Genomic DNA, 24373 nt, shown 5'->3' with positions numbered 1-24373 from the left:
CTCGTCGGGCTATCGCCCGATACTAAAATCTGTCGATGGTGTCGATAATGCCGACAATCGCCAAATCGATGGCCTGGTTCGGCTCCGGAAAAATTTTTCTGGCCGAGGAGCCGCGGGTAACCAGGACTAATTCACCCACGCCGGCCCCTACCGAATCCACGGCAATCTCTTCCAGTTTCTCGTTCTGGGCCGGTCCGGAACCATCCAGGTTCACCCAGGTAATCACCATCAGCTTTTTGCCGAGCAGTGATGCGGATTTTTGCGTTGACACCACCGAGCCTATTACTTTTGCCAATTGCATCGCGTTATTCCCGCCGTATCAGTTTAATATTCTGATTTTCCATAACATCCCGCGCCAGGGGAGTTATAAAAGTTTCTCTTTCTATTAACAGCCAGCAGTCATGAAATAAAACCACATTGGCATAACTGATGCTGCCGCCGGCCGCCATATGCACCGGTATCTCCAGATGATCCACCACGGATACCGGCAAACGGCATAATTCCCGAAGCGGCAGAGCGGTTAATAACTGCCGGTGCACCATCAGCCGTAAACGCACGCCATAGGCCCATGCTTCCAAAAGGGTCGCCACAGCCGGATTGCCGGAATCATATGCCGCCAGGCTTTGAATAAAGGCCAGATCCGGTAATAGCAAAGACAATTGCGCATGATGCAAATAAACTGTTTTTGTTAATCCGGCGGACAGCTCGGACATATTTGCCGTATAGGTTTTATTTTCCCGTTCGTGCAGCAATGCGATAACCCGGGCGACAATCAATTCAAGCATAGGTCCTCCTCCATCCATTAAAACGGCGTGAGGAGGAGCCTGGCCGTCGGCTTGCCTTCACCGATATCCGCCGCATTCGCTTCGTCGGTATCAATATGCAGTTCCAGACGCATATCGTCGCCGACCCGAATGCACACACCGCCAAAAATCAATGGGCGGTCGGTACCTTTAATCTCGACATTGACAATTTCTCCCTGCTTTACGCCAAATATCGCCGCATCAAGGCGCGACATATGAATATGCCGTTGGGCGATGATCACGCCTTCCGCCAGGGATATTTCAGCGTAATCGCTGACCAGGGTGATGCCGGCGGAGCCGGCCACATCGCCTGACAAACGCAGCGGCGCCGTGATCCCCAGCAGGCGCGCATCGGTGCGTGATATTTCGATTTGCGATTGGCCGCGCAGCGGTCCCAGCAGGCGAACATTCTTGAGCTGGCCCTTGGGACCTTTCAGCGTAACGGTCTGTTCCGCGGCAAACTGGCCCGGCTGTCCCAGCGCTTTTTTAACCGTCAGCGGCTGTCCGGGAAATAAACGTTGATAATCCATTGCCGATAAATGGACGTGCCGGTTGGATATCCCCAGAGGGATGGCCCGTTGCCGCATTTGTGCAATAACCTGGCCGGTCAGCAACGTAATCTGATCGTTATCCATTTGCTCTACCTCAATACCGTTTTTTGATAATGAATGCATTTACTGCGGGGTTCCCCTTTTTGTCTGCCGCATAACGGATCGCCGCAGATTTTGCAGGTGGCCGGCAATACGCCGGCGGATGCCTGCACCGTACTGACCGTTCTGGTCAGCGTGTCGGTGAATTCCGGCCGTTCGGCAGAGGAAACCAAAACCGTTTCAACGGCGGCGGCCTGCGGATTTTCCCCGATAGCTATCGCCCCGGCCGGAGCCGAAGCCCCATCGCCAGAGGGCGCCGTGGTTTCAGCGGCGACGGCCGCCGGGCTGTCTTCGACGCCTGTTGACCCGGCGGGATCCGGCGCCGCATCGCCATCGGCATCCGGGGTTTCGGCGTCAGCGCTATCGCCGGCAACGTCCTCCTTGATGCCGTTGTCTTGACGCAGCGACGCCGAAATGATTTCGCTCGTGCCTGTGGCCGGACGGGCGATGGTGGTGCAGGCGACAAAACCCGAACAACTCCGCGCCATTTCCTCGCCGGCGGACAGCGCCGTGCGCACCGACGCGACATCGCCATGGATTTTCACCAGCATCCAACCGGATCCGATGGTCCGCTCCACCCCGAGCAATCCGACCGATGCGGTTTTAGCCATCGCGTCGGCGACGGTTATCGCCAACGACAAACCCGTGACTTCGATTAAGCCGAGAGAATGTTGCACGTGGTCCCCCTTATCCAGGTTGAGTGATTTACTCAGTCACCAAGGTCTGGTAAACGGGTAACAGGACTTCCACATCGTTGTGGGGGCGAGGTATTACATGGGTGGATTTCACTTCACCCACGCTGGTCGCCGCCACCGACCCGGCTTCCACCGCCGCTTTTACCGCGCCGACATCGCCGCGCACCATAACGGTAACCAGACCGGAGCCGATTTTCTCGTAGCCCACCAACTGGACGTTCGCCGATTTGACCATGGCATCCGCGCCGACGATGGCGCCGATCAGGCCATAGGTTTCAATCATGCCAAGTGCATTATTCATTTATTGGTATCTCCAGAAATGCTTTGCTTTTGATTAAATATCCATTCCCCGTCCGCGGCATCGCGGTTATGACGCGCGTTCAGGGAGATTTTTCTTATCTTTTGTTTTGCCGGGCAGCGGCTTATTGACCAGGCTGCGATACAGCACCGCGCCGAGACAGGCGCCGACAATCGGGGCGACAATGGGAATAATAAAATAGGGAACCTCGCGACCGCCGGTCAGCGCGTTGACGCCCCAGCCCGCCAGAATGCTAAACAGCCTGGGGCCGAAATCCCGCGCCGGATTCAGGGCGAAACCGGTCAACATACCTTGGGCGACCCCAACCAGGGCAACCGTTATGCCAATCAGCAACGGCGCCAGCGGGCCGCGCGGCACGCCGTTACCGTCGTCGGTCAACGCCATAATCAGACACATCAGCGTCAATGTGCCGATCATTTCGCTGGCGAACGCCTGTACCATATTGATGGCCGGATGAGGATAGGTGCTGAAAATACCGGCCTGGGCCAGGCTCTCCATGCTGCCGCGCTGGATGTGGTGAAGGGTTTCGAAGTCAATGAACAAATTGTAATACAGCAGATAGACAACCAGGGCGCCGCCAAACGCGCCCGCGGTTTGCGACAGGATATAAGGCAGGACCTTTTTGCCTTCAAAGTTGCCGAACAGCCACAGGGCGATGGTGACCGCCGGGTTGATATGGCCGCCGGAAATCCCGGCGGTAAGATAAACACCCAGCGAGACCCCCAGGCCCCATACGATACAGATTTCCCACAGGCCGAAACTGGCCCCGGCCAACCGGATGGCCGCCAGGCAGCTGATACCGATGAACAAAATAATCCGGTTCCGAAAAACTCGGCAAGACATTGTTGCTTTAATGAGGGTAAGGATACGTTCATAGTAGGATCCTAAATAAGTTGTTCGAAATAATGTCCATCGTTATTTTTATTGCTAACCGCCGATAACACAGGCTATTCCCAATGATTCAACAATAGTTTTGTATTTCTGAAGACGGCTGTCTTCAGGCGGCTTTATACCAATCAAGCCGTATTGCCTGCCGAGCAGGGAATATTTGTTCTGTCCGTAATTGTGATAAGGCAATAAATGCAATCGCGAGACATTTTTCATATGCGTGACGAATGTGGCAATGGCTCTAATACTCTGTTCGTCATCATTAAATGTCGGAATTACCGGTACCCGGACGGCAATATTTTTCGCCAGCTCGGAAATCGCCAGGGCGTTGCGTAAAATCACTTCATTCGGATGGCCGGTAAATTCTTCATGCCGGGCGCTGTAAAAGGTCTTGATATCCAGCAGCAGCAAATCCAGCAGGGGGATAACCCGTTCCAGCACCTTCAGGGAGGCGATGCCGGTGGATTCCATCGCCGTGTGCCAGCCCCTGGCCTTGCACGCCTTCAGCAACGCTTCGGTAAAGTCCGGCTGCGCCAGCGCTTCGCCGCCGGACAGGGTAATGCCGCCGCCGGAACGGCGGTAATGCGTCTCGTCCTTGCGCAGTTCGTCCATGACTTGCGCCACCGTCATCTTTGTACCTGACTGCACCATAGCGCCCGCCGGACACGCTTGCGCGCAGGCGCCGCAATGGGTGCATGCCTCACGATCGATAAGGCCCGGACGTTTGGGATCTATCGCCCCGATAGGGCATGCGGCCACACAGCGCCCGCAATGAATACAGTTGCGTTCATGATAGAACATCTCCGGCTCGGTTTTTTGCGATTCAGGATTACTGCACCATTTACATGCCAGATAACATCCTTTTAAAAAAACGATGGTCCGAATGCCCGGTCCGTCATGTAAAGAGAACTTCTGAATATTAAACACGGTGCCAGTTTGTTCAGAATCAATTGCCGCCATGTCATCACCTTTAATTAATTCCGCCATCTGTCCTTCGACATCTATTTTCCGGGCTGGGGCCGGGTGATTTTTTTGGCCGCGGCGTATTTCCGTCGCGGCTAAAAAGGTCCCTATTAAAAGACGTGTTCGGTACGCAGGATAATGTCATCCTGAACGCCTTTATCCAGCGACACGAACTGCGCGCTGTAGCCGGCGACCCGCACCACCAGATCGCGGTATTTTTCCGGCTCCTGCTGCGCGGCCAATAGCGTGGCGCGGTCAACCACGTTGAACTGGACGTGCATGCCTTTTGATCGAAATAGCCGCGCAGTAGCGCCGCCAGGTGATGTAGACCCTCATCGCCCTTCAGCGCCGCCGGATGGAATTTCTGATTGAACAGCGTGCCGTTGGAAGCCAGGAAATGATCCAGTTTCGCCACCGAGTTGGCCGCCGCGGTGGGGCCCTTGGTGTCCATGCCGCGGCTGGGGGAGACCCCGTCCGGCAGCGGTTGGCCGGCCAGGCGTCCGTCCGCCGTCGCACCGACGGTTTCCCCTAGCGCCACGTTGGCCGATACCGGATAGAGCCCGGCATGGAAGATACCGCCGCGGGGGTTGGTGTATTTTTCAACCTCGCGGCAATAAATTTCAGCGCCGACGCGCGCCAGCATATCCACTTCATCAATATCGTTACCGAATTTGGGCGCGTTGTTGATGAGCATCTGGCGTACCGCGGTCAGGCCGCCGTTGCCGTTCGAGGCAGTGGCCGATTCACGGGGAGTGATGTTAAGGGACGACAGGGCCAGCGCGCCGTTTTCACCCAGAACTTTTTTCACCGCTTCCAGCACCAGATCGTAGGCGGCGTCTTTTTTCACGCCCCCTGCGGCGGCCGGCGCCGCATCCACCGATCCCACCGGAACGCCGAAATTGGCATCCAGCGCTTCTTTCAAATGGGCCAGGGAGAGTTTGCCTTCGTCGAACACCAGGCGTTTGATGGCCATCAGAGAATCGCCGACGTTGGCGACGCCCACTCCTTGCGGACCGGTGAAGTTATAGTGCGCTCCGCCTTCCTGCACGGTTTTACCCCGGCTGATGCAATCATCCACCATGCTGGAAAGAAACGGCAGCGGCGCGCGTTCGGCGTGGGCCAGATCCACACTGTTGTCCGCCATCGCCAGATGGTAGACAAAAAATTCGTTCTGCTTGCGGTAAGCCTCGATGATATCGTCGATGCTGTGGAACGAATCCAGTTCACCGGTTTTTGGTCCGAGCTGTTTGTTGCCGCTGCGGCCGTTATTGAGGGCGATTTCCAATACCTTGCTCATATTGTAAAACGCGGCATCGTGCCAGCCTTCGGTTTTGCCCGGCTTTTGCGGTTCCACGCAGCCGATGATGCCGTATTCCCGCGCATCTTCCAGGGTCAGGCCGCGATTGATCAAAGAAGCGATAATGACTTCGTCGTTGTAATAGGCCGGGATACCCATGCCCATGCGGCTGATTTCACAAGATTTAAGTAATAAATCATCAGGGGTTTTCGACCACATGCGCACCGATAGCGAGGGTTCATGCAGCCGCACGTGGGCGGTGGCCGCCATGGCCATAAACGATAAACGGTTGGTGGCATCCTGCCCGCCGCGGGTCTGGCCGCCGACAATCAGGTTCTGGAACATCGGATAGCCGCCGAAACCCTTGGTGGACCCCTCGTCACGCACCTTATTGACGTCGTTGAATTTCACCCACAGGCAATCCAGCAGTTCCTGCGCCTGTTCATCGCTCAGGGTCTTATCCTTTTCCAGGAACGGGAACATATACTGATCAAAACGGGCCGGCGAAATGGAATGGCCGTTGGATTCAAGCTGGATGATGGCATGGGCGAACCAGAATGACTGGCAGGCTTCATAAAAATTGCCGGCGCCGTTTTCCGGCACGGTTTCGCAAACCTGGGCGATCTTCAGCAATTCCTGTTTCCGTTCCGGCGTGGCGCTGTTTGCCAGGGCGCGGGCTTTAGCCGCGTAACGGTGCGCAAAATTCACCGCGGCGTTACAGGAGATGATCACCGCTTTGTAAAACGACTCTTGTTTAAGATAATCGGGGGAGGTTTTATCCGCGGCGGCCATGGCGGCCAGCACGTCCTGGATAATGCCTTTATAGCCCTTGTTCAGGACCTTGGCATAATCCACCGCAACATGGCCGACGCCGTTGAAATAGTAGTTGCCGACGGTAAAAACGTTTTCCGCTATGCATTCACGGGTGTCCGGCAGCATGTAGGAAGTGGCCAGTTCGTTGGTGGTTTTGCCCTGCCAGTAAGGGAAAACCTCGTTTAATTCCTGCTTGGCCTGCTCGGAAATGGTGAACCGGTCGCCTTTGCGTAAATTCAGGCGTTCAAATTCATCTTTGATCCAGATATTGGAAAATTCCGGATAAATCTGCGCGGAATGCGGCGTCACCGTCAGGCTACCGACGATAAGCTCGCCGTCGCGGATGGTGACCGGCAGCTCCGCCAGGATTTTTTCCAGCGCCTTGGCGCGGCGGATCACGGTAGGCAATGCTTCCGTTTCTTGGTATGACGCCGTGACGAGCCGGGCGCGATCGGTTTCAATGCAGGGCGTGCTGTCAAGAATTTGTTCCCGCAACGCGTTGACTCTAGCGGTCGGTTCGCCAAAACCCTGTGATATAAGACTCATTATGTTTTTCTCCGCATCAAGCAACGCAGGTTAGATGTAAGGTGTCGTGGCTGAAGGCGCTTTGCCGCCCATGGTTTCCAACAAGACCAGGCCGACTTCCCGTGCTGAGCGCACAGCCTGGCGAACCGCACCGGAATCGCCGGACACGATCAGAATGACTTCGTTGGTGAAACTGGTGCCCTTGGCCGGCGAGCTGTAGGCCACCACATCGACATTGGCCGCCTTGATAGCGGTATCCGCCATCAGGACCCCGATGGCGGCGGGGGCGCCGACGATGACGCCGCAGGCTCTACCCAACGGTGCGCCGAAGGCTTTTTCCAACGCATAGCTGGCGCGGGCGGTATATTGCAGTTCCACATGTCCGGCATCGTTGGCATAAATATCGCCGAAGGTGCGATCCAGTTCGTTAAGGGCCACTTCCACCGCCCGTTTAACGTCCGATACATCCTGGCCGCCGAACAGCACCAATGAGCCGTGACCGGCGCCGCCTTTGGTATCGCGGGCGAGTTCAATGGCCACCACTTCGGTATTGGTGGCTTTTACCGCTTCATCCGCCGCCATAATCTGCGGGCCGGCGCCGGTACGGGCGCCAAGGATGCCGATGGAGCGGTATTTTTTTTCCAGGTGCATCGCTTCCAGCAGTGCGCTATCGACGTTGGCGATAACCAGACCGATGGAATCGCCAATGGCGGTGCCGACAAATTCCGTTAACGTACATATTTTTTCTGACATGATAGGGTCCGCTTGAGGGCTGTTTTCCAGAGATGCCGTGGCGGGGGTTTTTAATTCACCCACTTTTCCGAGTACCTCGGCGATGATGTTTTCCACCAGGTTGTCGGTGTTCATGCTTTAAGGCCTTTCGGCAGCAGATTTTCAACGTCGGAGTGCGGACGCGGGATGACATGGGTGGCGATGACATCGCCAATCTGGCGGGCCGAGGCGCAGCCGGCATCAGTGGCTGCCTTTACCGCACCCACATCGCCGCGCACGAATACCGTCACCAGGCCGGAGCCGATTTTCTCGTAGCCAATCAGTACCACGTTGGCAGATTTGACCATGGCATCCGCCGCTTCAATGGCCGCGGTCAACCCTTTGGTCTCTACCATACCTAACGCTTCTTGTTGCATGTTGTTCTCCTTGGCGCAAATCATGGGTAGGGGATTAATTTCACTGGGGTAGGGTAAGGGAGAAAAAAATAAAATAATTGCCCTGTTAAATTTTCTGGCAAATACGGCCTTGCGATTAACGGTGTTTTATTGCTATGGAAATAAAGTAGGTATTTGAGTTAAATCGATTTTTTTATTTATTGCGCTGTTGAAAAATTGCGAAGCGGGTATTTATTTTACATCATGACTCTTGTTTCGTTTGTTTTTATGATAGCCAGGCCGATTTTTTAATAATGGTTTTGCCGCCTCGCCATTTTTTCCGATTGTATTATCTGTGAACTGCATCACTCATTGTCTTCTTGACTGATTGTATGACGATAATATAGTTTTATCTCATGTAAAACGTTTTGGTAACCCAGTTTTAACCTGACAATAACGTTTACCCATCGCCGGTTCGCAACCGCGTTGGCGAATGGAGCAAGTACGCCGGCAACGGTGAATGAACGTATTTATCGCGAGAATTCAATAAGTAAAGTGGAGATGGCCCATGTCTTTGCCCCTTGAGGATTACCGTATTTTTGCTATTAAATATGCTCATCACCATCGTCTGGCCCGGGAAAATTTCATCGGCGGCGATCTGCACGACGGGCCGATGCCCATCGACTATTTTGTCTGGGCCATTATCGGCGGCGACCACACCTATATCGTTGATACCGGTTTTGACGGCGCCATGGCCGATCGGCGGGGGCGCACCATTACCCACCCGGTGGGGGAAGGGGTTCGCCGGGTAGGGATAGACACCGAAACGGTAACCGATGTCATCATTACCCATATGCATTATGACCACGCGGGCAATCATCTGCTGTTTCCCGGCGCCTTGTTCCATGTACAGGAGCGGGAAATGGCCTTTTGCACCGGCCGCTGCATGTGCCACGGCGAACTGCGCCATCCCTTCGCGGTGGAGGATGTGAAGGCCATGGTGGACAAGCTTTTCGCCGGACGGGTGCGGTTTCATCACGGCGACGCCGAATTGGCGCCGGGTCTGACCCTGCACCGGGTCGGCGGCCACTCGGACGGATTGCAAATCGTACGGGTGCATACGGAACGCGGCTGGGTGGTGCTGGCGTCGGACGCGGCGCATTTTTTCGCCAATATCGAACAGCAGCGTCCCTATCCGGTGGTGTATCACATCGGCGATATGCTGGAAGGATATGCCACGGTAAACCGATTGGCGGCATCGGCGGAACATGTGATACCGGGTCACGATCCGCTGGTATTGGAACGCTACCCGGCGATGGACGGGGATACGGCGGGATGGATTGTCCGGGTGGATCTCTCCCCTGGAAGTTGAATAACGGCGGGCGAAAGCCTGATAAAGCTGCCGGACCGAGTCATGATTGCGCCATAATGGGGTCGAAAGTGCATCCGGGGTATGACCCCGGCTGAACCATCGTCGTCCCCGGGATGGCCTCGGGGACAAGGCAACACATTCTAGCGGAGAGAAATCATGATTGTTGAATTGCGGGTCTATCACTGTTTACCGGGACGTTTACCGGCCCTGCAGGACCGCTTCAGAGATACCACCCTGGCTTTTTTTGAAAAATACGGCATTGAGCCCGTCGGTTTTTGGACAACCCTGGTAGGCGAGAGCAACCAGTCGCTGACCTACATGCTGAAATGGGCAAGCCTGGCGGATCGGGAAACGCGCTGGGCCGCTTTCCAGGCGGATGCGGATTGGCAGGCCAAGCGGGCCGCCAGCGAAGCGCAAACGCCGATTGTGGCCCGTATTGAAAACAGCTTTTTAACGCCGACGGATTTCTCCCCCCGCAGCTGAATGCGGGCGGGCGGTCGGCAACCCTGACTTCAAAAGGATAACTGCAGATGAGTGATTTGCACAACATCGGTTTTTGCGGGCTGGGTATGATGGGAACCCCCATGACGCAGTGTCTGGCCGACGCCGGCTTCGCACTCTGTCTTGGCGACGCCGACCGCCGGCGCCAGGAGACGTTAATGGACCGGCTAGGCGCCGGTCCGCTGGATGCCGCCCGCGCGGCGGGTCTGGATGCGCTGATTACCATGCTGCCCAATTCGGACATCGTGGAAAACGTCCTGCTGGGGGATAAGTCCCCCGGCTTGGCGTCGATGCTGCCCAAAGGGGCGGTGGTCATCGATATGAGTTCTTCTGAACCGGCGCGATCGCGCCGGCTCGGCGCCCAGCTAAAAGAGATGGGCCTGGATTATCTGGATGCGCCGGTTTCCGGCGGCGTGAAGAAAGCCGTGGCGGGTGAACTGGCGATTCTGGCGGGCGGCGAGGAGGCGGTGCTTAACCTCTGCCGGCCGCTGCTGGAGGCAATGGGTAAAAGCGTGCTGCATATCGGCGCGGCGGGCAGCGGCCATGCCGCCAAGGCGCTCAATAACTATGTGTCCGCCGCCGGGCTGCTGGCGACGGTAGAGGCCTTGCACATCGCCGAAGGGTTCGGCATCGAACCCGGCGTGATGACCGATGTGCTTAATGCGTCTACCGGCCGAAGCAACACCTCGGAAAACAAGGTTAAGCAGTATATGTTAAGCGGCGCCTTCAACTCCGGTTTCGCCTTGCAGCTGATGAACAAGGATTTGCGTATCGGCCGGGCGCTGGCGCGGGACCTGGGTTATCCCATGCGGTTCGGCGCCGTTTGCGCGCAGCTGTGGGACGAAGCGGCCCGGCGCGGCGCCCCCGGCGCCGATCACACCGAAATGTACCGGCTGATTAACAGGAGTATGCCATGACTCGTGCCGCTCAGTTTTATATCGGCGGACAGTGGGTAACGCCCCTGTCCGCCGCCGGACTCGATTTGATCGATCCGGCCACCGAACGGACGTTTGCCCGGCTGGCCATGGGCAACGGCGCCGATGTGGATCGCGCGGTGGCGGCGGCGCGAGAGGCGCTGCCCGCCTATGCCGACAGCCCGGTATCGGAGCGTGTCGCCCTGTTGCGGAGAATTTTGCAAATCTACCGCCGCCGTTACGACGAATTTGCCGAGACGATGCGCCGGGAAATGGGTTCCCCCATTACCTTTGCCCGCGACGGCCAGGCGGTGCGAGGGGTGGCGCATCTGGAGGCGATACTCAAGGTGCTGGACGGTTTCGCCTTTGAGGAGCAGCGGGGGACGACCCGGCTGCGGCTGGAACCGGTGGGGTCTGCGCCCTTATCACCCCCTGGAACTGGCCTATCAATCAGATTGTGGTGAAAATCGCCCCGGCCCTGGCCGCCGGCTGCGCCATGGTCATCAAGCCCAGCGAATATTCCCCCCTCAGCGCGCTGCTGTTCGCCGAGGTGCTGGATGAAGCGGGGGTTCCGGCCGGGGTGTTTAATCTGGTCAACGGCGACGGTCCCACCGTCGGCGCGGCCCTGGCCCGCCATCCCGGCGTCGATATGGTGTCGTTCACCGGCTCCACCCGGGCGGGAATCGAGGTGGCGAAGATGGCCGCCGACACCGTTAAACGGGTCGCGCAGGAGTTGGGGGGCAAATCGGCCAATATCCTGCTGGACGACGTTAATCTGCCGGAAGCGGTCAGCCGCGGCGTGGCCGCCTGTTTTACCAATTCCGGTCAATCCTGCTCCATTCCCACCCGCATGCTGGTGCCGCATGCCATGATGGAGGAGGCAGCGGACATCGCCAAGGCCGCGGCGCAGGCTTTTCGCCTGGGACCGACGGATTCTCCCGCCACCCAGCTCGGACCGCTGGTGAACCGCAATCAGTTCAATCGGGTGCAGGCCTTGATTCAAGCCGGCATCGATGAGGGCGCCCGCCTGGTGACCGGCGGTACCGGACGGCCCGAGGGTTTCGAGCGGGGTTATTATGTCAAACCGACGGTGTTCAGCCATGTGACGCCGCAGATGACCATTGCCCGCGAAGAGATCTTCGGCCCGGTACTGTCCATCATGGGATATGAATCGGAGGCACAGGCCATCGACATCGCCAACGGCACCGATTACGGCCTGGCGGCCTATGTCCAGTCCGGCGACAGGCAGCGGGCGCGGCGGGTGGCCCGTAAGCTCAAGGCCGGCGGCGTCCATATCAATTATCCGCCGGCGGACTTCCTGGCGCCGTTCGGCGGCTACAAGCGCTCGGGCAACGGCCGTGAATGGGGCGAGGCCGGCCTGCGGGAGTATTTGGAGATAAAATCCCTCGTCGGTTACGGTGAGGATTAACGGGCAGGCATATTTTTTTTTGCCTGAAACTGCTGTCATACAATCATACGATTTCTGTTCGCTGCCATAGCCTGAGGAGTCACCATGGAATTCGAAGAGCGTTTTGAGCGTGGTTTCGCAAATCGTAAGGAAGTGCTGGGCGCCGCCCATGTGGAAAAATCCTGGGCCGCCGCCGATGATTTCAATCGCCCGATACAAAAGCTGGTGACGGAGTATTGCTGGGGCGAAGTCTGGGGCGATCCGACGCTGACCTTCAAAATCCGCAGCATGCTGAATATCGGCATCCTGACCGCCATGAGCCAGCATCACGAATTGTCGGTGCATATCAAAGGCGCCTTGAAAACGGCGTGACCCGCGAGGAGATCCGCGCGGTGCTGATCCAGACCGCGGTCTACTGCGGCGCGCCGCTGGCGCTGGCCGCGTTCCGGGTGGCCAGCGCGGCCATCAAAGCCTACGAGGATGAAACCGGCGGCGCCTGACGGCGCGCCTGCTCCACGGTAGACCCTGTATTCCCTACCTGCCCGCCGCGGCTGATGTACGGCGGATCGCAACCCCACGCATCCGTAAGAGGTGCGCTTGAATAATGGGAGACGGATATGGAAACGTTAAGCGACTATAACATCGCCTCGGCGAAAGAAAGCGACCAATCCATAGAAGTAAAAAGGAAGAACGCCATCAAAGGCGCCTTCTTTTCCGAATACATCGATATGTTTGATATCTACCTGCCGGTGGTGGCGCTGTCGCCGGTGCTGTTCTACTTCCAGCCGCCGCAGCTTTCGCCCGGCCTGGAAACCATCCTGGCATCGCTGGTCTTTATTACCACACTGCTGGGCCGGCCCATCGGCGCGCTGCTGTTCGGCATCGTGGCCGATCGCATCGGCCGCCGCAAAGCCTCCATCTACTCGGTGTCGGGTTTCGGCGTGGTGACCTTGCTGATTGCGTTATTGCCCGGCTATGAAAGCCTGGGAGTGACCTCTTATGTGCTGCTGGTGATTTTGCGGTTTGTGGACGGAATATTCCTCGGCGGCGGCTATACCGGCGCCATGCCGCTGGCCATCGAGTATTCAAAGAAATCCCAGCGCGGATTTGTCGGCGGCCTGATTATCAGCGGCTTCCCCGCCGCCTATGTCAGCATCAATCTCATCACCTGGCTGGTGTTGATGTTCTCTCCCCTGCACGGTCTGCACTCGCCCTTCGCGCAGTGGGGCTGGCGCATACCGTTCGTGATAGGCGCGCTGCTGGCGGGGGTGCTGGTGCTTTATTACACCTATAAAGTGTCCGAATCGGAAATCTGGCAAAGCGAAAGCGGCGAGAAAAAGGAGAAACTGGCCCTGACCGATCTGCTGCACGGCAAAAGCGGGCGCAATCTGCTGCAGGTGTTGTTAATGATGACCGGCTTCTGGCTGACCCAGAATATCATCACGATTTTCCTGCCCACCGGCCTCTTGGTGAAAACACTGCATTTCAATGGCATAGAAATGACCGCTACCCTGATGCTGACCTATTTCGTGTTGTTTTTCACGTACATCGGTTCCGGCATGCTGGGGCAAAAAATCGGCCGCCGGCTGTTCTTTTTGATTGTCGGTCCGCTGATAGCGGTAGTGGGCTCGGCGCTGCTGTATATCCTGAGCACCCGGCAGGGTATGCCGGTGCCGGTCACCGTCGCCTTGGTATGCCTGCTGGCGGTATTGGTAACCTCTCCCTGGGGCGTGATCGTCACCTACATCAATGAACGCTTCGTCACCGATGTGCGCGCCACCGGCTTCGGCGTGGGCTTCAGCCTGTCGGTGATTATTCCCTCGTTCTACGCCTTCTATATGGATTGGCTCAGCGCGGTGATGCCGTTGGCCCTTACCGCGGTGGCTCTGCTGGCCCTGGGGGGAATTATCGGCACCGTCGGCGCCGCCATGGGTCCGGAAACCAAAGACGTGGACTTTTCCTGAGGGGGATCGGCCCGGCGCAAGGCGGAGACTTTCACCGCCGGCGGGGACCGGCACTATCGGATGCCTATAAAGAGGGTGACATGATGAATATCGATCGGGCGGGATTTATCGGTTTAGGCAATATGGGCGGGCGCATGACCCGGCGTCTGGTGGAGGCCGGCATCGCGGTGCGGGGCTATGACACCGAACGGGAGCGGGCCGCCGCCGCGGGCGCCCAGGCCGCCGCATCGCTGCGCGACGTGGCGGAGTATGGCGACGTGGTGCTGCTGTCATTGCCCGACAGCCGGGTGGTGGAGGCGGTGGCTGAAGGGCGGGACGGACTGCTGGACCACTGCCGCGCCGGGCAAACGGTGATTGATCTGAGCACCAGCGCCGCCACGTCCACCCGCCGGCTGCATGGCCTGTTCAAGGCCCGGGGCGTGGCCTATATCGACGCCGGTATTTCCGGCGGCGCGGCGGCGGCGGAAAAAGGCGCGCTGACGCTGATGGTGGGAGGAGACGCCGCCGCCATCGAGGCGGTGCAATGGGTGTTCCGTCCCTTCGCCGCCAAGGTGGTCAACATGGGGGACAGCGGCGCGGGGCATACCGCTAAGCTGCTGAATAATTTCCTTAACGCCGTCAGTCTCGCCGCCACCGCGGAGGTGATGGTGGCGGCGAAAAAGGCCGGTCTGGATTTGCATTCGCTGCTGGAGGTGCTTAACAGTAGCAGCGGCGTTAATTTCGCCACCCTGAACCGTTTTCCGAAAATTGTCGACGGCGATTATCTGGAAGGCGGCCTTACGTCCCGGCTGATGATCAAAGATGTGGTGCTTTACACCGACCTGACCCATGAACTGGGGGTGGCGTCGCTGAACGCGGCGGGTCCGCTGGCCAGCTTCGGATTGGCCGGCGCCCTGGGCTACGGCGATAAGATCAGCAATCGCGTGGTGGACGCCATCGGCGATATTTCCGGCGGCGTCAGGCTTTATGATGCCGGTTCAACACCTGAGGGAGGACAGAAATGAAGATTTTTTACGGCAGGGCGGCGGATGCGGCGTCGGAACAACGCACCGCCAGCTTCAGCGGCGTGGTGTGGGCGGATCCGGTGATGCCCGCCACGGACAATATCACCATCGCCAACGTGTTTTTCTCGCCGGGGGCGCGCACCTACTGGCATACCCATGAGCAGGGCCAGATATTGCAGGTCACGTCGGGCTGCGGCTGGATTTGCGTCGACGGCCGGGACGCGCAAAAAATCCGCCAGGGCGATGTGGTATGGATTCCCGCCGATGAGCGCCACTGGCACGGCGCCGCCCGCGACAGCTACCTGGCGCATACCGCCATTTCCCTCGGCAAGACCCGGTGGCAAGAGGAAGTAGCGCAGCAAGACTATCTGGACCGCACGGAGCGTAAATCATGAGCTTAAATGAAACTTTTTTACCCATCGATGAAACCGGTGTTTCCTCGCAGGGGGAGTGGGGGGCGCAATGGGAAAGCATCCGCCGCCTGGATGCGGGTTTTTATGACGCCTGCCGGCAATTGGCCGCGGTGCCCTGGCAAAAAAATCATCTGGATAACAAGACCAAGGCATTTATCGCCCTCAGCGCCAGCGCGGCGGCCACCCATCTTTATCTGCCGGGGGTGGGGCGCTACCTGCGCCTGGCATTGAGCTACGGCGCTACCCGCGAGGAACTGATGGAAGTGCTGGAACTCACCGCCACCCTGGGCATCCACGCCGCCAATATTGGTGTCCCGCTGCTGATGGAAGTCCTGGAGGAGGAAGGGCTGCGCAGCGGTTCATCCCCCCTTGATGCCCGCCAGGAAACCCTGAAGCAGCGTTTTATTGAAAACCGCGGCTACTGGCACGCCTTTTGGGACGGCATGCTGGAGCTGGATCCGGAATTGTTTGACGCCTACGTGGCGTTTTCCTCGGTCCCCTGGCGCAGCGGCGTACTGAGTCCCAAGGTGAAAGAGCTGATTTACTGCGCCTTTGACGCTTCCGCCACCCACCTGTATGTTCAGGGATTAAAGCTGCATATGCGCAATGCCATCGGCTACGGCGCCAGCGCGCAGGAGATCCTCGAAGTGCTGGAGATTGTCAGCGCCATCGGCATGCATGGCGCCGCCGCCGCCGCGCCCTTGCTGGAGCAGGCGCTGGCGGAGCGGCTATCCCCTGGCCGGCTGGGGTAGGACTGGCGCGACGCCCGCGCTCTTGTGACCGGCAGGGAGAATGTGGTACAAAGAAGCCATATTTTGTCGGACAGGAATACAATAATGTCAGCAGAACTGGAAATGATACGACCCGAATCATTGCGTCACCAGGTCGAAAATGTCCTGCGGCAGGCAATCATGACCGGGCGTTATGCCCCCGGTGAGCGGCTTATCGAGCGGGAGCTCTGTGAAACGCTGGGGGTCAGCCGTACCTCGGTGCGAGAGGCGTTGCGTAAGCTGGAAGCGGAAAAACTGGTGCATATCGTGCCGAATAAAGGACCGATTGTGGCCATTATCTCGCCGCAGGAAGCCGCGGAGCTGTACGCGCTGCGCGGACTGCTGGAAGGCTTTGCCGCCCGTGAGTTCGCCGTACGGGCCAGTGAAGAGGACATCGCCCGCTTCGGCGCCGCGGTGCAGCAGCTGCACGCCGCCGGCGCGGCGCAGGATCAGGGCCGGGTCTTGGACGCAAAAAACGCTTTGTATGATGTTTTGCTCAGCAACTGCGGCAATTCACTGGTGAAAGAGATCCTCGGCAGCCTGCATTCGCGGGTAAATCTGCTGCGCGCCACGTCGCTGATGCATCTGCAACGCCTGCCCGCCAGCCTGAACGAAATCGATAATCTGTATCGCGCGATACAGCAGCGGGATGCGGATGCCGCCCAGGCGGCGGCGCAGCTGCATGTGGCCAACGCCGAAAAAATGGCCCTGCGCCTGCTGGTCGGCTTGCAGCATTAATCCGCAATCGGAACGTGTCGTGATGGAGAGCATAGATGTCGGGAAAACCAGGAAAAATGTTCCCTTTCGCCAGGGCGGCCAGGGCGGCATTGTTAATGTTAAGCTGCCTGAGCTTTTGGGCGGCGTTGCCCGCCACCGCCGCCACCGTGCCGCCCGGCGTCGAACTGGCGGCCAAACAGGAAATCGTGCGCAATAACGGCAGCGAACCGGCTTCCCTCGATCCGCATAAAGTGGAGAGCGATGTGGAATTCAATATCATCAGCGACTTTTTTGAAGGACTGGTGAGCATTGACAATGACGGCCATGTCCGGCCCCGCCTGGCCGCCCGCTGGGAAAACAAAGACAACCGCGTGTGGACCTTCCATCTGCGTCCGGGGCTGAAATGGTCGAACGGCGATCCCCTCACCGCCGGTGATGTGGTCTATAGCTGGCGTCGCCTGGTGGATCCCAAGACCGCCTCGCCTTATGAAAGCTATCTTGCCAATATGCACCTGCTGAACGCGCGGCAGATTATCGAAGGTAAAAAAGGAACCGAAACGCTGGGTATCCAGGCGGTGGACGACGTGACGCTGACCATCACCCTTGAGCAGCCGACGGCCTATTTTCTCGCGATGCTGGCCCATCCCTCCCTGGTGCCCGTTCCGCAAAAGGCGGTGGCTCAGTTTGCGGATAAATGGACCCAGCCGGGCCATTTCGTCAGCAACGGCCCCTTTACCCTGTCGGAATGGGTGGTGAACGAGCGCCTGACGGGCGTGCGTAATAAACGGTACTGGGATGACGGGCATACCCAAATCAACAAAGTGACCTATTTGCCCATCGGTTCGGAAACCGCCGACGTTAACCGCTATAAGGCCGGTGAAATCGACATTACCTATACCGTGCCGCAGACGTTATTCCCATCGCTGCAACAGGAATTGGGCAATCAGGTCCATATTTCGCCGAAACTGGCCACCTATTATTATGAGTTCAATACCCGCAAGGCGCCGTTTAATGACAGCCGCGTGCGCCAAGCGCTTAACCTTGGCCTGGATAAGGATATCATCGCCGGTAAGGTGCTGGGACAGGGGCAAATTCCCGCCTGGCTGATAAGCCAGGAAAAAATCGGCGGCGTGACGCTGCAAAAACCGGACTATGCCGGATGGCCGCGGGAAAAAAGGATTACCGAAGCGAAAAAATTATTGGCCCAGGCCGGATTTACCGCCGGGCATCCGCTGACGCTGGGCCTGCTGTACAACACGTCTGAATCACACCAGCGCATCGCCATTGCCGCCAGTTCGATGTGGCGAAAAAATCTTGGCGTCGAGGTGAAGCTGCATAACCAGGAATGGAAAACCATGCTCGACACCATGCACGGCGGTGGTTTTGATCTGGTGCGTTATGCCTGGGTGGCCGACTATGATGATGCTTCCACCTTTTTGAACAACTTTCGCACCGGCGACAGTGAAAACACCTCGCTATATGCCAATCCGGACTATGACCGGACCCTTGCCCTTGCCGCCCGGTCGGGCACGGCGGCGCAAAGAGGCCGGTACTACCAGCAGGCGGAAGATATCCTGGCCCGGGATGTGCCGGCGATTCCGGTCTACCATTATGTGTCGGTACAGCTGGTGAAACCCTATATCGGCGGCTTCAGCCCGAGCCCGCTGGGGGTGTATTACACCAAGGATCTTTACGTGGTCAAACATTGACCGGGAGGAGGTCCAGGCCGGCGGCCAGCAACGGGGTGTTAAAATCCACAGAACCTAAACGCTATTGGCAAAGCAGCTTTGGCCGGTGGATGTCCTGAGAACGCCGATATAAACGGCGTTCTCAGCACTTTATCGGCGGGGGGAATGTCAGGGAAGAGACCTCTCGGGGGGGGTGGTCTGTCCCACCAACCCGTAATCCAACGCTTCCGGCGCGGTGAGCCAGAAGTTGCGGTCGGTGTCTTTCTGCACTTTTTCCAGCGGCTGGCCGGTGGCGTCGCTTATCATCTTGTTGACCCGGTCCAGCATGCGCAGGATCTCTTTGGCTTCGATTTCGATATCCGTCGCCTGTCCCTGTACGCCGCCGAGGGGTTGATGGATCATAAAGCGGGTATTGGGCAGGGCAAAGCGGTTCTTTTTCTCCGCCGCCAGGAAAATGGTAATGCCGGCGCTGGCCACCCAGCCGGTGCCGATTATCTGCACTTCCGGCTTGATGAATTTGATGATGTCATGGATGGTATCGGCCGCTTCCACATGCCCGCCCTGGCTGTTGAGAAAGATTTTTATCGGCTTATCATTCACTTCCTGTAAAATCAACAGCTGGGACACCACCTTTTCGGTCAATGCCTGATTGATCTCGCCGGAAATGATCAGGGAACGGGCATCCAATAATTTGTTCAGGGCAAAGGAAGAAATCGCCGGTTGATCTTTCTCTTTGTCTTCATCGTTCTCTTTGCTTGAGACCACATAGCATTCCTCTCTTGTGAATAAGGTGAGTTTTCTGGCGCTACCTAAGCTTACCCCAATGACGGGACGGAGCATACCTTTGCGGCGGGTCTATCCACCACGGTCGCGAAAAATTTATACTTATCGCCGGCCGGCACGTTTTGCCGGAACGCTGCGTTTTGTTCCCCGACGGTCGCCGGACGGCTGTGCCGGGTTATCGGGCCCGATTTTCGGGACGGGGGCCGTTATGATCATTTCCCTGCCGCCGGCAGGGCCGGAGACAATGCTATGCTGTACGTGCCGACGCTTTCCCCCTCCCTGCGGGAAAACACCTTATCCCTGGCGGACAATCTGACGGTTATGACGGACGGGGTGTTCTCATCGTTGCCCAAAATGAAAGAATATGCCGATTTGACGCCGGTGGTGAGGCTGGATGTCAATGAATCCATCACCTTTTCCGCCCGTCTCTGGTTCGGGTCCATTTTGAACGGAACGCCGCCCTCGCAGGAGGATTTGCAGCTATTCCAGGAGTTCGGCAAACGGCGGGTGCATCAGGGCACGCCGCTGCCGGCGCTGCTGCGGGCGTTCAGACTGGGGGCCTTGGAATTATGGCGCGGGTATATCCTTATCGCGGAACGAAACGAAAGCCTGCGCGGGGAGCTGCTGTTTAACATCTCGCCTTATTTGCTGGAGTATTTTGATGAAATGGCGCAGCTGATTTCCCAGGCATACCTCAAGGAACAGTTCCGTCAGGCACGCTGGCGGGAATCTTTACAACACCAATTGTACGGTATTATTTTCACTTTTCCCGAAGAAACCGGGGAATTCCACAAAACCGCGGCGGCGCTGGGGCTGGATCCGTCTGCCCCCCGCATTGCTTTCGCCGTGGAGCTCCCGGAGGCGGATAGCAATTCCCCGCAGTTTGCCCAGGAACTCGATAGCGTGGTGTCAGGAATTGCGCGCCGGCTTACCGTAGCCGAGGATTTTCTGTTGCGTGTCTGGCACCACGGGCGGCTGGTTATCTGGGTGCCGGCGGTGCCGGGCAATGCCATGAATGCCAACGATCGCATGATGGCGGGTCGCGTGGCCGAGCTGAGAGAAGCCTTGCCCTCATCGGCCATGATGGGAGTGGGGCTGATGGGCCAGGGCGCAAGAGGATGGGCTTCCACGGCGGATGAGGCTATCAGGGCCCTCGATTTCGGCATGCGCTGCGACGATGGCCGCCGGGTGTATTTTTATTCCGATATTGTTATGGAAGAGAGCGTGCGCGGCACCGATACGACGTTACGTTATCTGGTCTCGCTGATTGAACAATTATCCGGCGATCCGGATCTGCTGTTGACCCTGGAAACCTACTTTGAGCAATGCCAGCGCCGGAAGGCGGCGGCAAGCGTACTGGGTATTCATCCCAATACGCTGAACTATCGGCTGGAGCGTATTGAAAAACTGCTGGGGGCGCGGCTGGATGACGTGGGCTGGACGACAAAACTCTATGTGGCGCTCAAGCTCCGTCGCGCCGGTCCCCGAATTGCCCTAAACCCGGACGCATAGCGCCGGTGGAAATAACCCTAATGAATGCGCCTTATTTGGAAAAAAATCGCTATTCATTGTGACTCTATACAATTTATCCGGGGATTATTATTTTCGCGAAAACATCCATTGACAAGAAGGTGGTTCATATATACTTTAACATTTTTCCACCCACGATTACCCGGTATATGGCATTCGCAGCTTACCGCCGGTATGCCGGGATTTTGATAATGGTTGAGACCTTATGAAAGATCTCACGCTGGGAGCGATTATATTTTTCCCGGCACTGATATGGGTTATTTTACTTGGTTTTTTTATCTGGCTGCTGGTGCGTGTAGCCTATCGGGATATCATTTTTAACGGTTATTTCTGGCATCCAAATCTTATTGATCTTGGTGTCTTGTTTTTGTGTATTTATTTAAGCCATAAAGTGATTATCTCGCTGGAAATCTTATTATGAAAGCGATTGGGAAATATATTCTCAGTGTGATCATGCTATTTATGATTGTGGTTGTAAGCTATCGACTGTGGAATTTTTACACCCTCGGCCCCTGGACCCGGGATGCCAAAATCCGGGGGGAAGTTATACAAATCGCGGCGGAGGTGCCGGGCAAACTGATCCACCTGCCCATCACCGACGATCAGAAAGTCAGCCGGGGCGACCTGCTGTTGGCCATCGATCCCAGCGATTATCAAATCAACCTCGATAACGCGCTGGCCAAATCGGCACAGCTGATTATCCAGCGGGACCAAGCGCTGCATCAATACGCCCGGCGCGCGCGGTTGACCAATCAGGTTATTTCCCAAGAAGATCTTGAAACGGCCAAAACAGCGTTGTCCTCATTGAATAATCAAATTGATCAGGCAACCATTGCCATCAAAAAAGCCCGTCTGGACTTGAGCCGCACCAAAATATATGCCCCCGCCGACGGTTACGTCACCAATCTGGGATTACGGGAAGGAAATTACATCAGCGCCGGGCAATCCCTGCTGGCGCTGGTGGATGCGAATTCCTTTTATGTCATGGCCTATTTTGAAGAAACAAAATTGCGCTATATTGCCGCCGGCAAACCGGTGGAAATCGACCCTTATGACGGCGGGCAACCCCTGTACGGACATATTACCGGCATCGGACGGGCAATCGTCGATCAAAGCGCGTCGACCGGAGAGCAGCTATTGCAAAACGTTGAGCCCGATTATCCCTGGGTTCGTCTGGCGCAGCGGATTCCGGTACGGATTGCCATTGACCGCCGGGACGGCGGGGCGGCTTATCCGCCGCTGATCGCGGGTACCACCTGCACCGTAAAAATAAGGGACCGCTAATGGGGGTGGCGGCGCAAAGCATCGCCGAACCGATGGCGAAGATCGGCCGGTTTTTCCAGCGTCCGGATTACTTTTTTGCCCTGCGTTTTTGGCTGGCGACGCTGTTGGCCTGGGCGGCCGCTTTTTCTCTGCAGCTGGATAAACCCTATTGGGCCATTATGACGGTGGCGGTGGTAAGTTACCCCAGCCAGGGGATGCTCATCGCCAAGTTTATCGCCCGGCTGGTGGGCACCGTGGTGGGTATCCTGATGGTGACCTGGCTTGCCGGCATCAGCCTGAACGCGCCCTGGCTGATGTCGCTCTATCTGGCGCTATGGCTCTCCCTTTGCACTTATATTGCCGGCCGCTATAGCGGGATGGTGACCTATGGCTGCGCCCTGTGCGGCTATACGTCGGCCATTGTGGGTTTCGGCATCTCGGTGTCGCCTACGCCCTATACGCTGTTTTTCATCAGCCAGGCCCGGCTGTCGGAAATCGCGTTGGGTCTGGCCGCCGCGCTGCTGGTGACCTTTGCGCTGCCGTCCCGGCTGGATAATCGATTGTTTTTGCAGGCGGCGCAGGGTAATAGCCACAGGATGCGGGACCTGTTCCAATCCTGCTTGCACAGGTATGTGCCGGAACGGGCGCTGTTCCAGCGATGGTATGAACTGGTGACCGGTTTGATGAATGCCGAACTGCTGGCGGCGAACGACTCCCTGTCTCCGGCCACTGATAATACCCTGCGCCGGCGGCAGTCCCGTCTTACCCGCCGGCAGCTGAGCTCGGCGAGCGGCCTGTTATCCCTGCACTCCATGTCCGCGCTGCTGCTGCATGACAGCGGCGCGGATGCGGGGGACTATCTCAATGAAGTGGAAAAATGGCTGGGCCCGCGTCCTTTTCCGCCCGATACCGCGCCCCCTTGGCCGCCGGACGGTTTGATGGCCCACCGCGCCGGTCAACACTTCTGTTTAACCCTGCGTTCCTGTCTGGATGACGCGGGGGCAGAGGCCGCCGGATGGGCGGAAAGCCGGACGGGGCAAGTATTTGCCGGGGCCCGGGTGTTTCGCGATAGCCATGAAATGCTGCTGAATGCCGTCCGGACCTTTTGCAGCGTCCTGGCGGGCGTATTTTTCTGGTTGGGGAACGACTGGGATATGGGCTATATCCTTACCGTACTCATCGGTATTTCCTGCGCCTTGGGCGCGCATTATCCCGCGGTGAGCAAATTGGTGCTGGTGGTCTTGGCCGCCGTCGTCCTGGCGGTGCCGGTGGCTTATGTGCTGTTGTTCTACGCGTTTATCTCTGCCTCCGAACTGTTGCCCGCCATGCTGGCCATGACCCCGGTGCTGTTGCTCGCCGGCGCGGGGAAATCCCTTTCCCCGTTGCATTCATATTTTTCATGTGTTTATGCTGGGGTCATTTTTCTGATTAATTTTGCCAACCCCATGGACTATGATTTTTCCCGCTTTGCCAATATGGCGGTGGCGGCGGTCTTTAGCGTGCTTATCGTCGCCGTGGTCTTTATTTCATTCCCCAAAGCGCCGACCGGGCCAAACTGGTACGGATGACCCGCGCCATTTCCGATCGTTTTACCGGCGATATGGCGCGGGAAGCCCGGCACGGGCCGTTTGAAGACTATGTCTACAGCGCGCTTTTTCTCACCAGGATGATGCCGCGCTCCCCGGAGAAACAGCGCTTTGTCCGGTTCTGCTGCGTGATTCTCGCCATCAGCCGGATAAGGTCACGGGCGGGACGGCGCTCCCCGGCGGAACCGTTTTTCCCGGCGGCCTTTATTGACGCATTGATGCAGGGAAATTATGCCCTTTGCCTGGCATTGACTGAGACCTACCTGGCTAAGGGGGATGATAGCGACTGGGGGTATTGGTGGGAAACCGGCACTGTACTGCGCTATTTATTATAAGGGAATTTACACGGGCATTTGCACGGGCACGCCGCGGGCGGGGAGCGGGGCGGCTGAATGCGCGAT

At 57.6% G+C, this 24373-nt stretch carries 24 protein-coding genes and 3 pseudogenes; 16 read left to right on the top strand and 11 right to left on the bottom strand.

Annotated features, from left to right (window positions below):
- Positions 1-22 precede the first annotated feature (22 nt).
- The 10 genes and pseudogenes from GTU79_RS18075 to pduA form a co-directional block, all read right to left on the bottom strand.
- On the bottom strand, positions 23-301 hold the full coding sequence (locus tag GTU79_RS18075) for a EutN/CcmL family microcompartment protein (protein WP_132927604.1): 279 nt from the start codon (positions 299-301) through the stop codon (positions 23-25).
- A gap of 4 nt (positions 302-305) precedes the next feature.
- Positions 306-785: a microcompartment protein PduM gene (gene pduM / locus GTU79_RS18070; RefSeq protein ID WP_203523343.1), complete on the bottom strand. Its 480-nt coding sequence runs from the start codon at positions 783-785 to the stop codon at positions 306-308.
- Positions 786-802: 17 nt separating this feature from the next.
- A complete protein-coding gene (locus tag GTU79_RS18065; RefSeq protein WP_203523342.1) occupies positions 803-1438 on the bottom strand; it encodes a phosphate propanoyltransferase in 636 nt (211 codons plus the stop codon).
- A 5-nt stretch (positions 1439-1443) separates the two neighbouring features.
- Complete coding sequence (locus GTU79_RS18060; protein ID WP_203523341.1) at positions 1444-2130, bottom strand: BMC domain-containing protein; 687 nt, start codon at positions 2128-2130, stop codon at positions 1444-1446.
- Positions 2131-2158: 28 nt separating this feature from the next.
- Complete coding sequence (locus GTU79_RS18055; protein ID WP_132927607.1) at positions 2159-2449, bottom strand: BMC domain-containing protein; 291 nt, start codon at positions 2447-2449, stop codon at positions 2159-2161.
- A gap of 66 nt (positions 2450-2515) precedes the next feature.
- Positions 2516-3342: pseudogene (locus tag GTU79_RS18050) on the bottom strand (MIP/aquaporin family protein).
- Between the two features lie 52 nt (positions 3343-3394).
- Complete coding sequence (locus GTU79_RS18045) at positions 3395-4315, bottom strand: glycyl-radical enzyme activating protein (protein WP_203523340.1); 921 nt, start codon at positions 4313-4315, stop codon at positions 3395-3397.
- 10 nt (positions 4316-4325) lie between these two features.
- Positions 4326-6974: a glycyl radical protein gene (locus GTU79_RS18040; protein ID WP_476749677.1), complete on the bottom strand. Its 2649-nt coding sequence runs from the start codon at positions 6972-6974 to the stop codon at positions 4326-4328.
- 30 nt (positions 6975-7004) lie between these two features.
- On the bottom strand, positions 7005-7820 hold the full coding sequence (pduB, locus tag GTU79_RS18035; protein ID WP_132927611.1) for a propanediol utilization microcompartment protein PduB: 816 nt from the start codon (positions 7818-7820) through the stop codon (positions 7005-7007).
- Complete coding sequence (pduA, locus tag GTU79_RS18030; protein ID WP_132927612.1) at positions 7817-8101, bottom strand: propanediol utilization microcompartment protein PduA; 285 nt, start codon at positions 8099-8101, stop codon at positions 7817-7819. The genes pduB and pduA overlap by 4 nt, the downstream gene beginning before the upstream one ends.
- Positions 8102-8627: 526 nt before the next feature.
- Between pduA and GTU79_RS18025 the strand changes: the two genes are divergently transcribed.
- The 11 genes and pseudogenes from GTU79_RS18025 (at position 8628) to GTU79_RS17970 (ending at position 18831) form a co-directional block, all read left to right on the top strand.
- Positions 8628-9431, top strand: coding sequence for an N-acyl homoserine lactonase family protein (locus GTU79_RS18025; RefSeq protein WP_214513219.1), 804 nt, complete (start codon positions 8628-8630; stop codon positions 9429-9431).
- A 156-nt stretch (positions 9432-9587) separates the two neighbouring features.
- Positions 9588-9914: an NIPSNAP family protein gene (locus tag GTU79_RS18020; RefSeq protein WP_132927614.1), complete on the top strand. Its 327-nt coding sequence runs from the start codon at positions 9588-9590 to the stop codon at positions 9912-9914.
- Positions 9915-9961: 47 nt separating this feature from the next.
- A complete protein-coding gene (locus tag GTU79_RS18015) occupies positions 9962-10849 on the top strand; it encodes an NAD(P)-dependent oxidoreductase (protein WP_214513218.1) in 888 nt (295 codons plus the stop codon).
- Positions 10846-12275: pseudogene (locus GTU79_RS18005) on the top strand (aldehyde dehydrogenase family protein). The gene GTU79_RS18015 and the pseudogene GTU79_RS18005 overlap by 4 nt, the downstream one beginning before the upstream one ends.
- Before the next feature lie 84 nt (positions 12276-12359).
- A pseudogene (locus GTU79_RS18000) lies at positions 12360-12754 on the top strand (carboxymuconolactone decarboxylase family protein).
- Between the two features lie 117 nt (positions 12755-12871).
- Positions 12872-14218 carry an MFS transporter gene (locus GTU79_RS17995; RefSeq protein ID WP_203523335.1) on the top strand — a complete coding sequence of 449 codons (1347 nt, stop codon included), beginning with the start codon at positions 12872-12874 and terminating at the stop codon, positions 14216-14218.
- 80 nt (positions 14219-14298) lie between these two features.
- Entirely contained in the window at positions 14299-15222 is a 924-nt protein-coding gene (locus tag GTU79_RS17990) for an NAD(P)-dependent oxidoreductase (RefSeq protein WP_203523334.1), read from the top strand.
- The gene (locus tag GTU79_RS17985) at positions 15219-15617 is read left to right on the top strand and encodes a cupin domain-containing protein (protein ID WP_203523333.1); all 399 of its coding nucleotides are present in this window, start codon (positions 15219-15221) and stop codon (positions 15615-15617) included. Before GTU79_RS17990 ends, GTU79_RS17985 begins: the two co-directional genes overlap by 4 nt.
- Positions 15614-16387 carry a carboxymuconolactone decarboxylase family protein gene (locus tag GTU79_RS17980; RefSeq protein WP_203523332.1) on the top strand — a complete coding sequence of 258 codons (774 nt, stop codon included), beginning with the start codon at positions 15614-15616 and terminating at the stop codon, positions 16385-16387. The genes GTU79_RS17985 and GTU79_RS17980 overlap by 4 nt, the downstream gene beginning before the upstream one ends.
- A gap of 84 nt (positions 16388-16471) precedes the next feature.
- Positions 16472-17143, top strand: coding sequence for a GntR family transcriptional regulator (locus tag GTU79_RS17975; RefSeq protein WP_203523331.1), 672 nt, complete (start codon positions 16472-16474; stop codon positions 17141-17143).
- A 95-nt stretch (positions 17144-17238) separates the two neighbouring features.
- On the top strand, positions 17239-18831 hold the full coding sequence (locus GTU79_RS17970; protein WP_203523782.1) for an ABC transporter substrate-binding protein: 1593 nt from the start codon (positions 17239-17241) through the stop codon (positions 18829-18831).
- 147 nt (positions 18832-18978) lie between these two features.
- Here GTU79_RS17970 and GTU79_RS17965 read toward each other — a convergent pair whose 3' ends face one another.
- Positions 18979-19575 carry an ATP-dependent Clp protease proteolytic subunit gene (locus GTU79_RS17965; protein WP_420854111.1) on the bottom strand — a complete coding sequence of 199 codons (597 nt, stop codon included), beginning with the start codon at positions 19573-19575 and terminating at the stop codon, positions 18979-18981.
- Positions 19576-19842: 267 nt separating this feature from the next.
- Here GTU79_RS17965 and GTU79_RS17960 point away from each other — a divergent pair, with 267 nt between their 5' ends.
- The 5 genes from GTU79_RS17960 (at position 19843) to GTU79_RS17940 (ending at position 24307) form a co-directional block, all read left to right on the top strand.
- A complete protein-coding gene (locus GTU79_RS17960) occupies positions 19843-21105 on the top strand; it encodes a PucR family transcriptional regulator (protein WP_214513215.1) in 1263 nt (420 codons plus the stop codon).
- 223 nt (positions 21106-21328) lie between these two features.
- Complete coding sequence (locus GTU79_RS17955) at positions 21329-21544, top strand: DUF1656 domain-containing protein (RefSeq protein ID WP_132927624.1); 216 nt, start codon at positions 21329-21331, stop codon at positions 21542-21544.
- Positions 21541-22407, top strand: coding sequence for an efflux RND transporter periplasmic adaptor subunit (locus GTU79_RS17950; RefSeq protein ID WP_132927625.1), 867 nt, complete (start codon positions 21541-21543; stop codon positions 22405-22407). The genes GTU79_RS17955 and GTU79_RS17950 overlap by 4 nt, the downstream gene beginning before the upstream one ends.
- Complete coding sequence (locus tag GTU79_RS17945) at positions 22407-23954, top strand: FUSC family protein (protein WP_214513214.1); 1548 nt, start codon at positions 22407-22409, stop codon at positions 23952-23954. Before GTU79_RS17950 ends, GTU79_RS17945 begins: the two co-directional genes overlap by 1 nt.
- Complete coding sequence (locus GTU79_RS17940) at positions 23951-24307, top strand: hypothetical protein (protein ID WP_214513213.1); 357 nt, start codon at positions 23951-23953, stop codon at positions 24305-24307. The genes GTU79_RS17945 and GTU79_RS17940 overlap by 4 nt, the downstream gene beginning before the upstream one ends.
- The last annotated feature ends 66 nt before the right edge of the window (positions 24308-24373 follow it).

The sequence above is a fragment of the Sodalis ligni genome, from assembly GCF_016865525.2.
Taxonomy (GTDB): Bacteria; Pseudomonadota; Gammaproteobacteria; order Enterobacterales; family Enterobacteriaceae; genus Acerihabitans; species Acerihabitans ligni.
Note: the sequence above shows the minus strand (reverse complement) of the source record. Positions and strands in the feature narration are given on the sequence as shown.

What these genes read in the sequence shown, in the direction of transcription:
- GTU79_RS18075 (WP_132927604.1), bottom strand. Translation starts at nt 301, where the DNA reads ATGCAATTGGCAAAAGTAATAGGCTCGGTGGTGTCAACGCAAAAATCC.
- pduM (WP_203523343.1), bottom strand. Translation starts at nt 785, where the DNA reads ATGCTTGAATTGATTGTCGCCCGGGTTATCGCATTGCTGCACGAACGG.
- GTU79_RS18065 (WP_203523342.1), bottom strand. Translation starts at nt 1,438, where the DNA reads ATGGATAACGATCAGATTACGTTGCTGACCGGCCAGGTTATTGCACAA.
- GTU79_RS18055 (WP_132927607.1), bottom strand. Translation starts at nt 2,449, where the DNA reads ATGAATAATGCACTTGGCATGATTGAAACCTATGGCCTGATCGGCGCC.
- GTU79_RS18045 (WP_203523340.1), bottom strand. Translation starts at nt 4,315, where the DNA reads ATGGCGGCAATTGATTCTGAACAAACTGGCACCGTGTTTAATATTCAG.
- GTU79_RS18040 (WP_476749677.1), bottom strand. Translation starts at nt 6,974, where the DNA reads ATGAGTCTTATATCACAGGGTTTTGGCGAACCGACCGCTAGAGTCAAC.
- pduB (WP_132927611.1), bottom strand. Translation starts at nt 7,820, where the DNA reads ATGAACACCGACAACCTGGTGGAAAACATCATCGCCGAGGTACTCGGA.
- pduA (WP_132927612.1), bottom strand. Translation starts at nt 8,101, where the DNA reads ATGCAACAAGAAGCGTTAGGTATGGTAGAGACCAAAGGGTTGACCGCG.
- GTU79_RS18025 (WP_214513219.1), top strand. Translation starts at nt 8,628, where the DNA reads ATGTCTTTGCCCCTTGAGGATTACCGTATTTTTGCTATTAAATATGCT.
- GTU79_RS18020 (WP_132927614.1), top strand. Translation starts at nt 9,588, where the DNA reads ATGATTGTTGAATTGCGGGTCTATCACTGTTTACCGGGACGTTTACCG.
- GTU79_RS18015 (WP_214513218.1), top strand. Translation starts at nt 9,962, where the DNA reads ATGAGTGATTTGCACAACATCGGTTTTTGCGGGCTGGGTATGATGGGA.
- GTU79_RS17995 (WP_203523335.1), top strand. Translation starts at nt 12,872, where the DNA reads ATGGAAACGTTAAGCGACTATAACATCGCCTCGGCGAAAGAAAGCGAC.
- GTU79_RS17990 (WP_203523334.1), top strand. Translation starts at nt 14,299, where the DNA reads ATGATGAATATCGATCGGGCGGGATTTATCGGTTTAGGCAATATGGGC.
- GTU79_RS17985 (WP_203523333.1), top strand. Translation starts at nt 15,219, where the DNA reads ATGAAGATTTTTTACGGCAGGGCGGCGGATGCGGCGTCGGAACAACGC.
- GTU79_RS17980 (WP_203523332.1), top strand. Translation starts at nt 15,614, where the DNA reads ATGAGCTTAAATGAAACTTTTTTACCCATCGATGAAACCGGTGTTTCC.
- GTU79_RS17975 (WP_203523331.1), top strand. Translation starts at nt 16,472, where the DNA reads ATGTCAGCAGAACTGGAAATGATACGACCCGAATCATTGCGTCACCAG.
- GTU79_RS17970 (WP_203523782.1), top strand. Translation starts at nt 17,239, where the DNA reads ATGTTAAGCTGCCTGAGCTTTTGGGCGGCGTTGCCCGCCACCGCCGCC.
- GTU79_RS17960 (WP_214513215.1), top strand. Translation starts at nt 19,843, where the DNA reads ATGCTGTACGTGCCGACGCTTTCCCCCTCCCTGCGGGAAAACACCTTA.
- GTU79_RS17955 (WP_132927624.1), top strand. Translation starts at nt 21,329, where the DNA reads ATGAAAGATCTCACGCTGGGAGCGATTATATTTTTCCCGGCACTGATA.
- GTU79_RS17950 (WP_132927625.1), top strand. Translation starts at nt 21,541, where the DNA reads ATGAAAGCGATTGGGAAATATATTCTCAGTGTGATCATGCTATTTATG.
- GTU79_RS17945 (WP_214513214.1), top strand. Translation starts at nt 22,407, where the DNA reads ATGGGGGTGGCGGCGCAAAGCATCGCCGAACCGATGGCGAAGATCGGC.
- GTU79_RS17940 (WP_214513213.1), top strand. Translation starts at nt 23,951, where the DNA reads ATGACCCGCGCCATTTCCGATCGTTTTACCGGCGATATGGCGCGGGAA.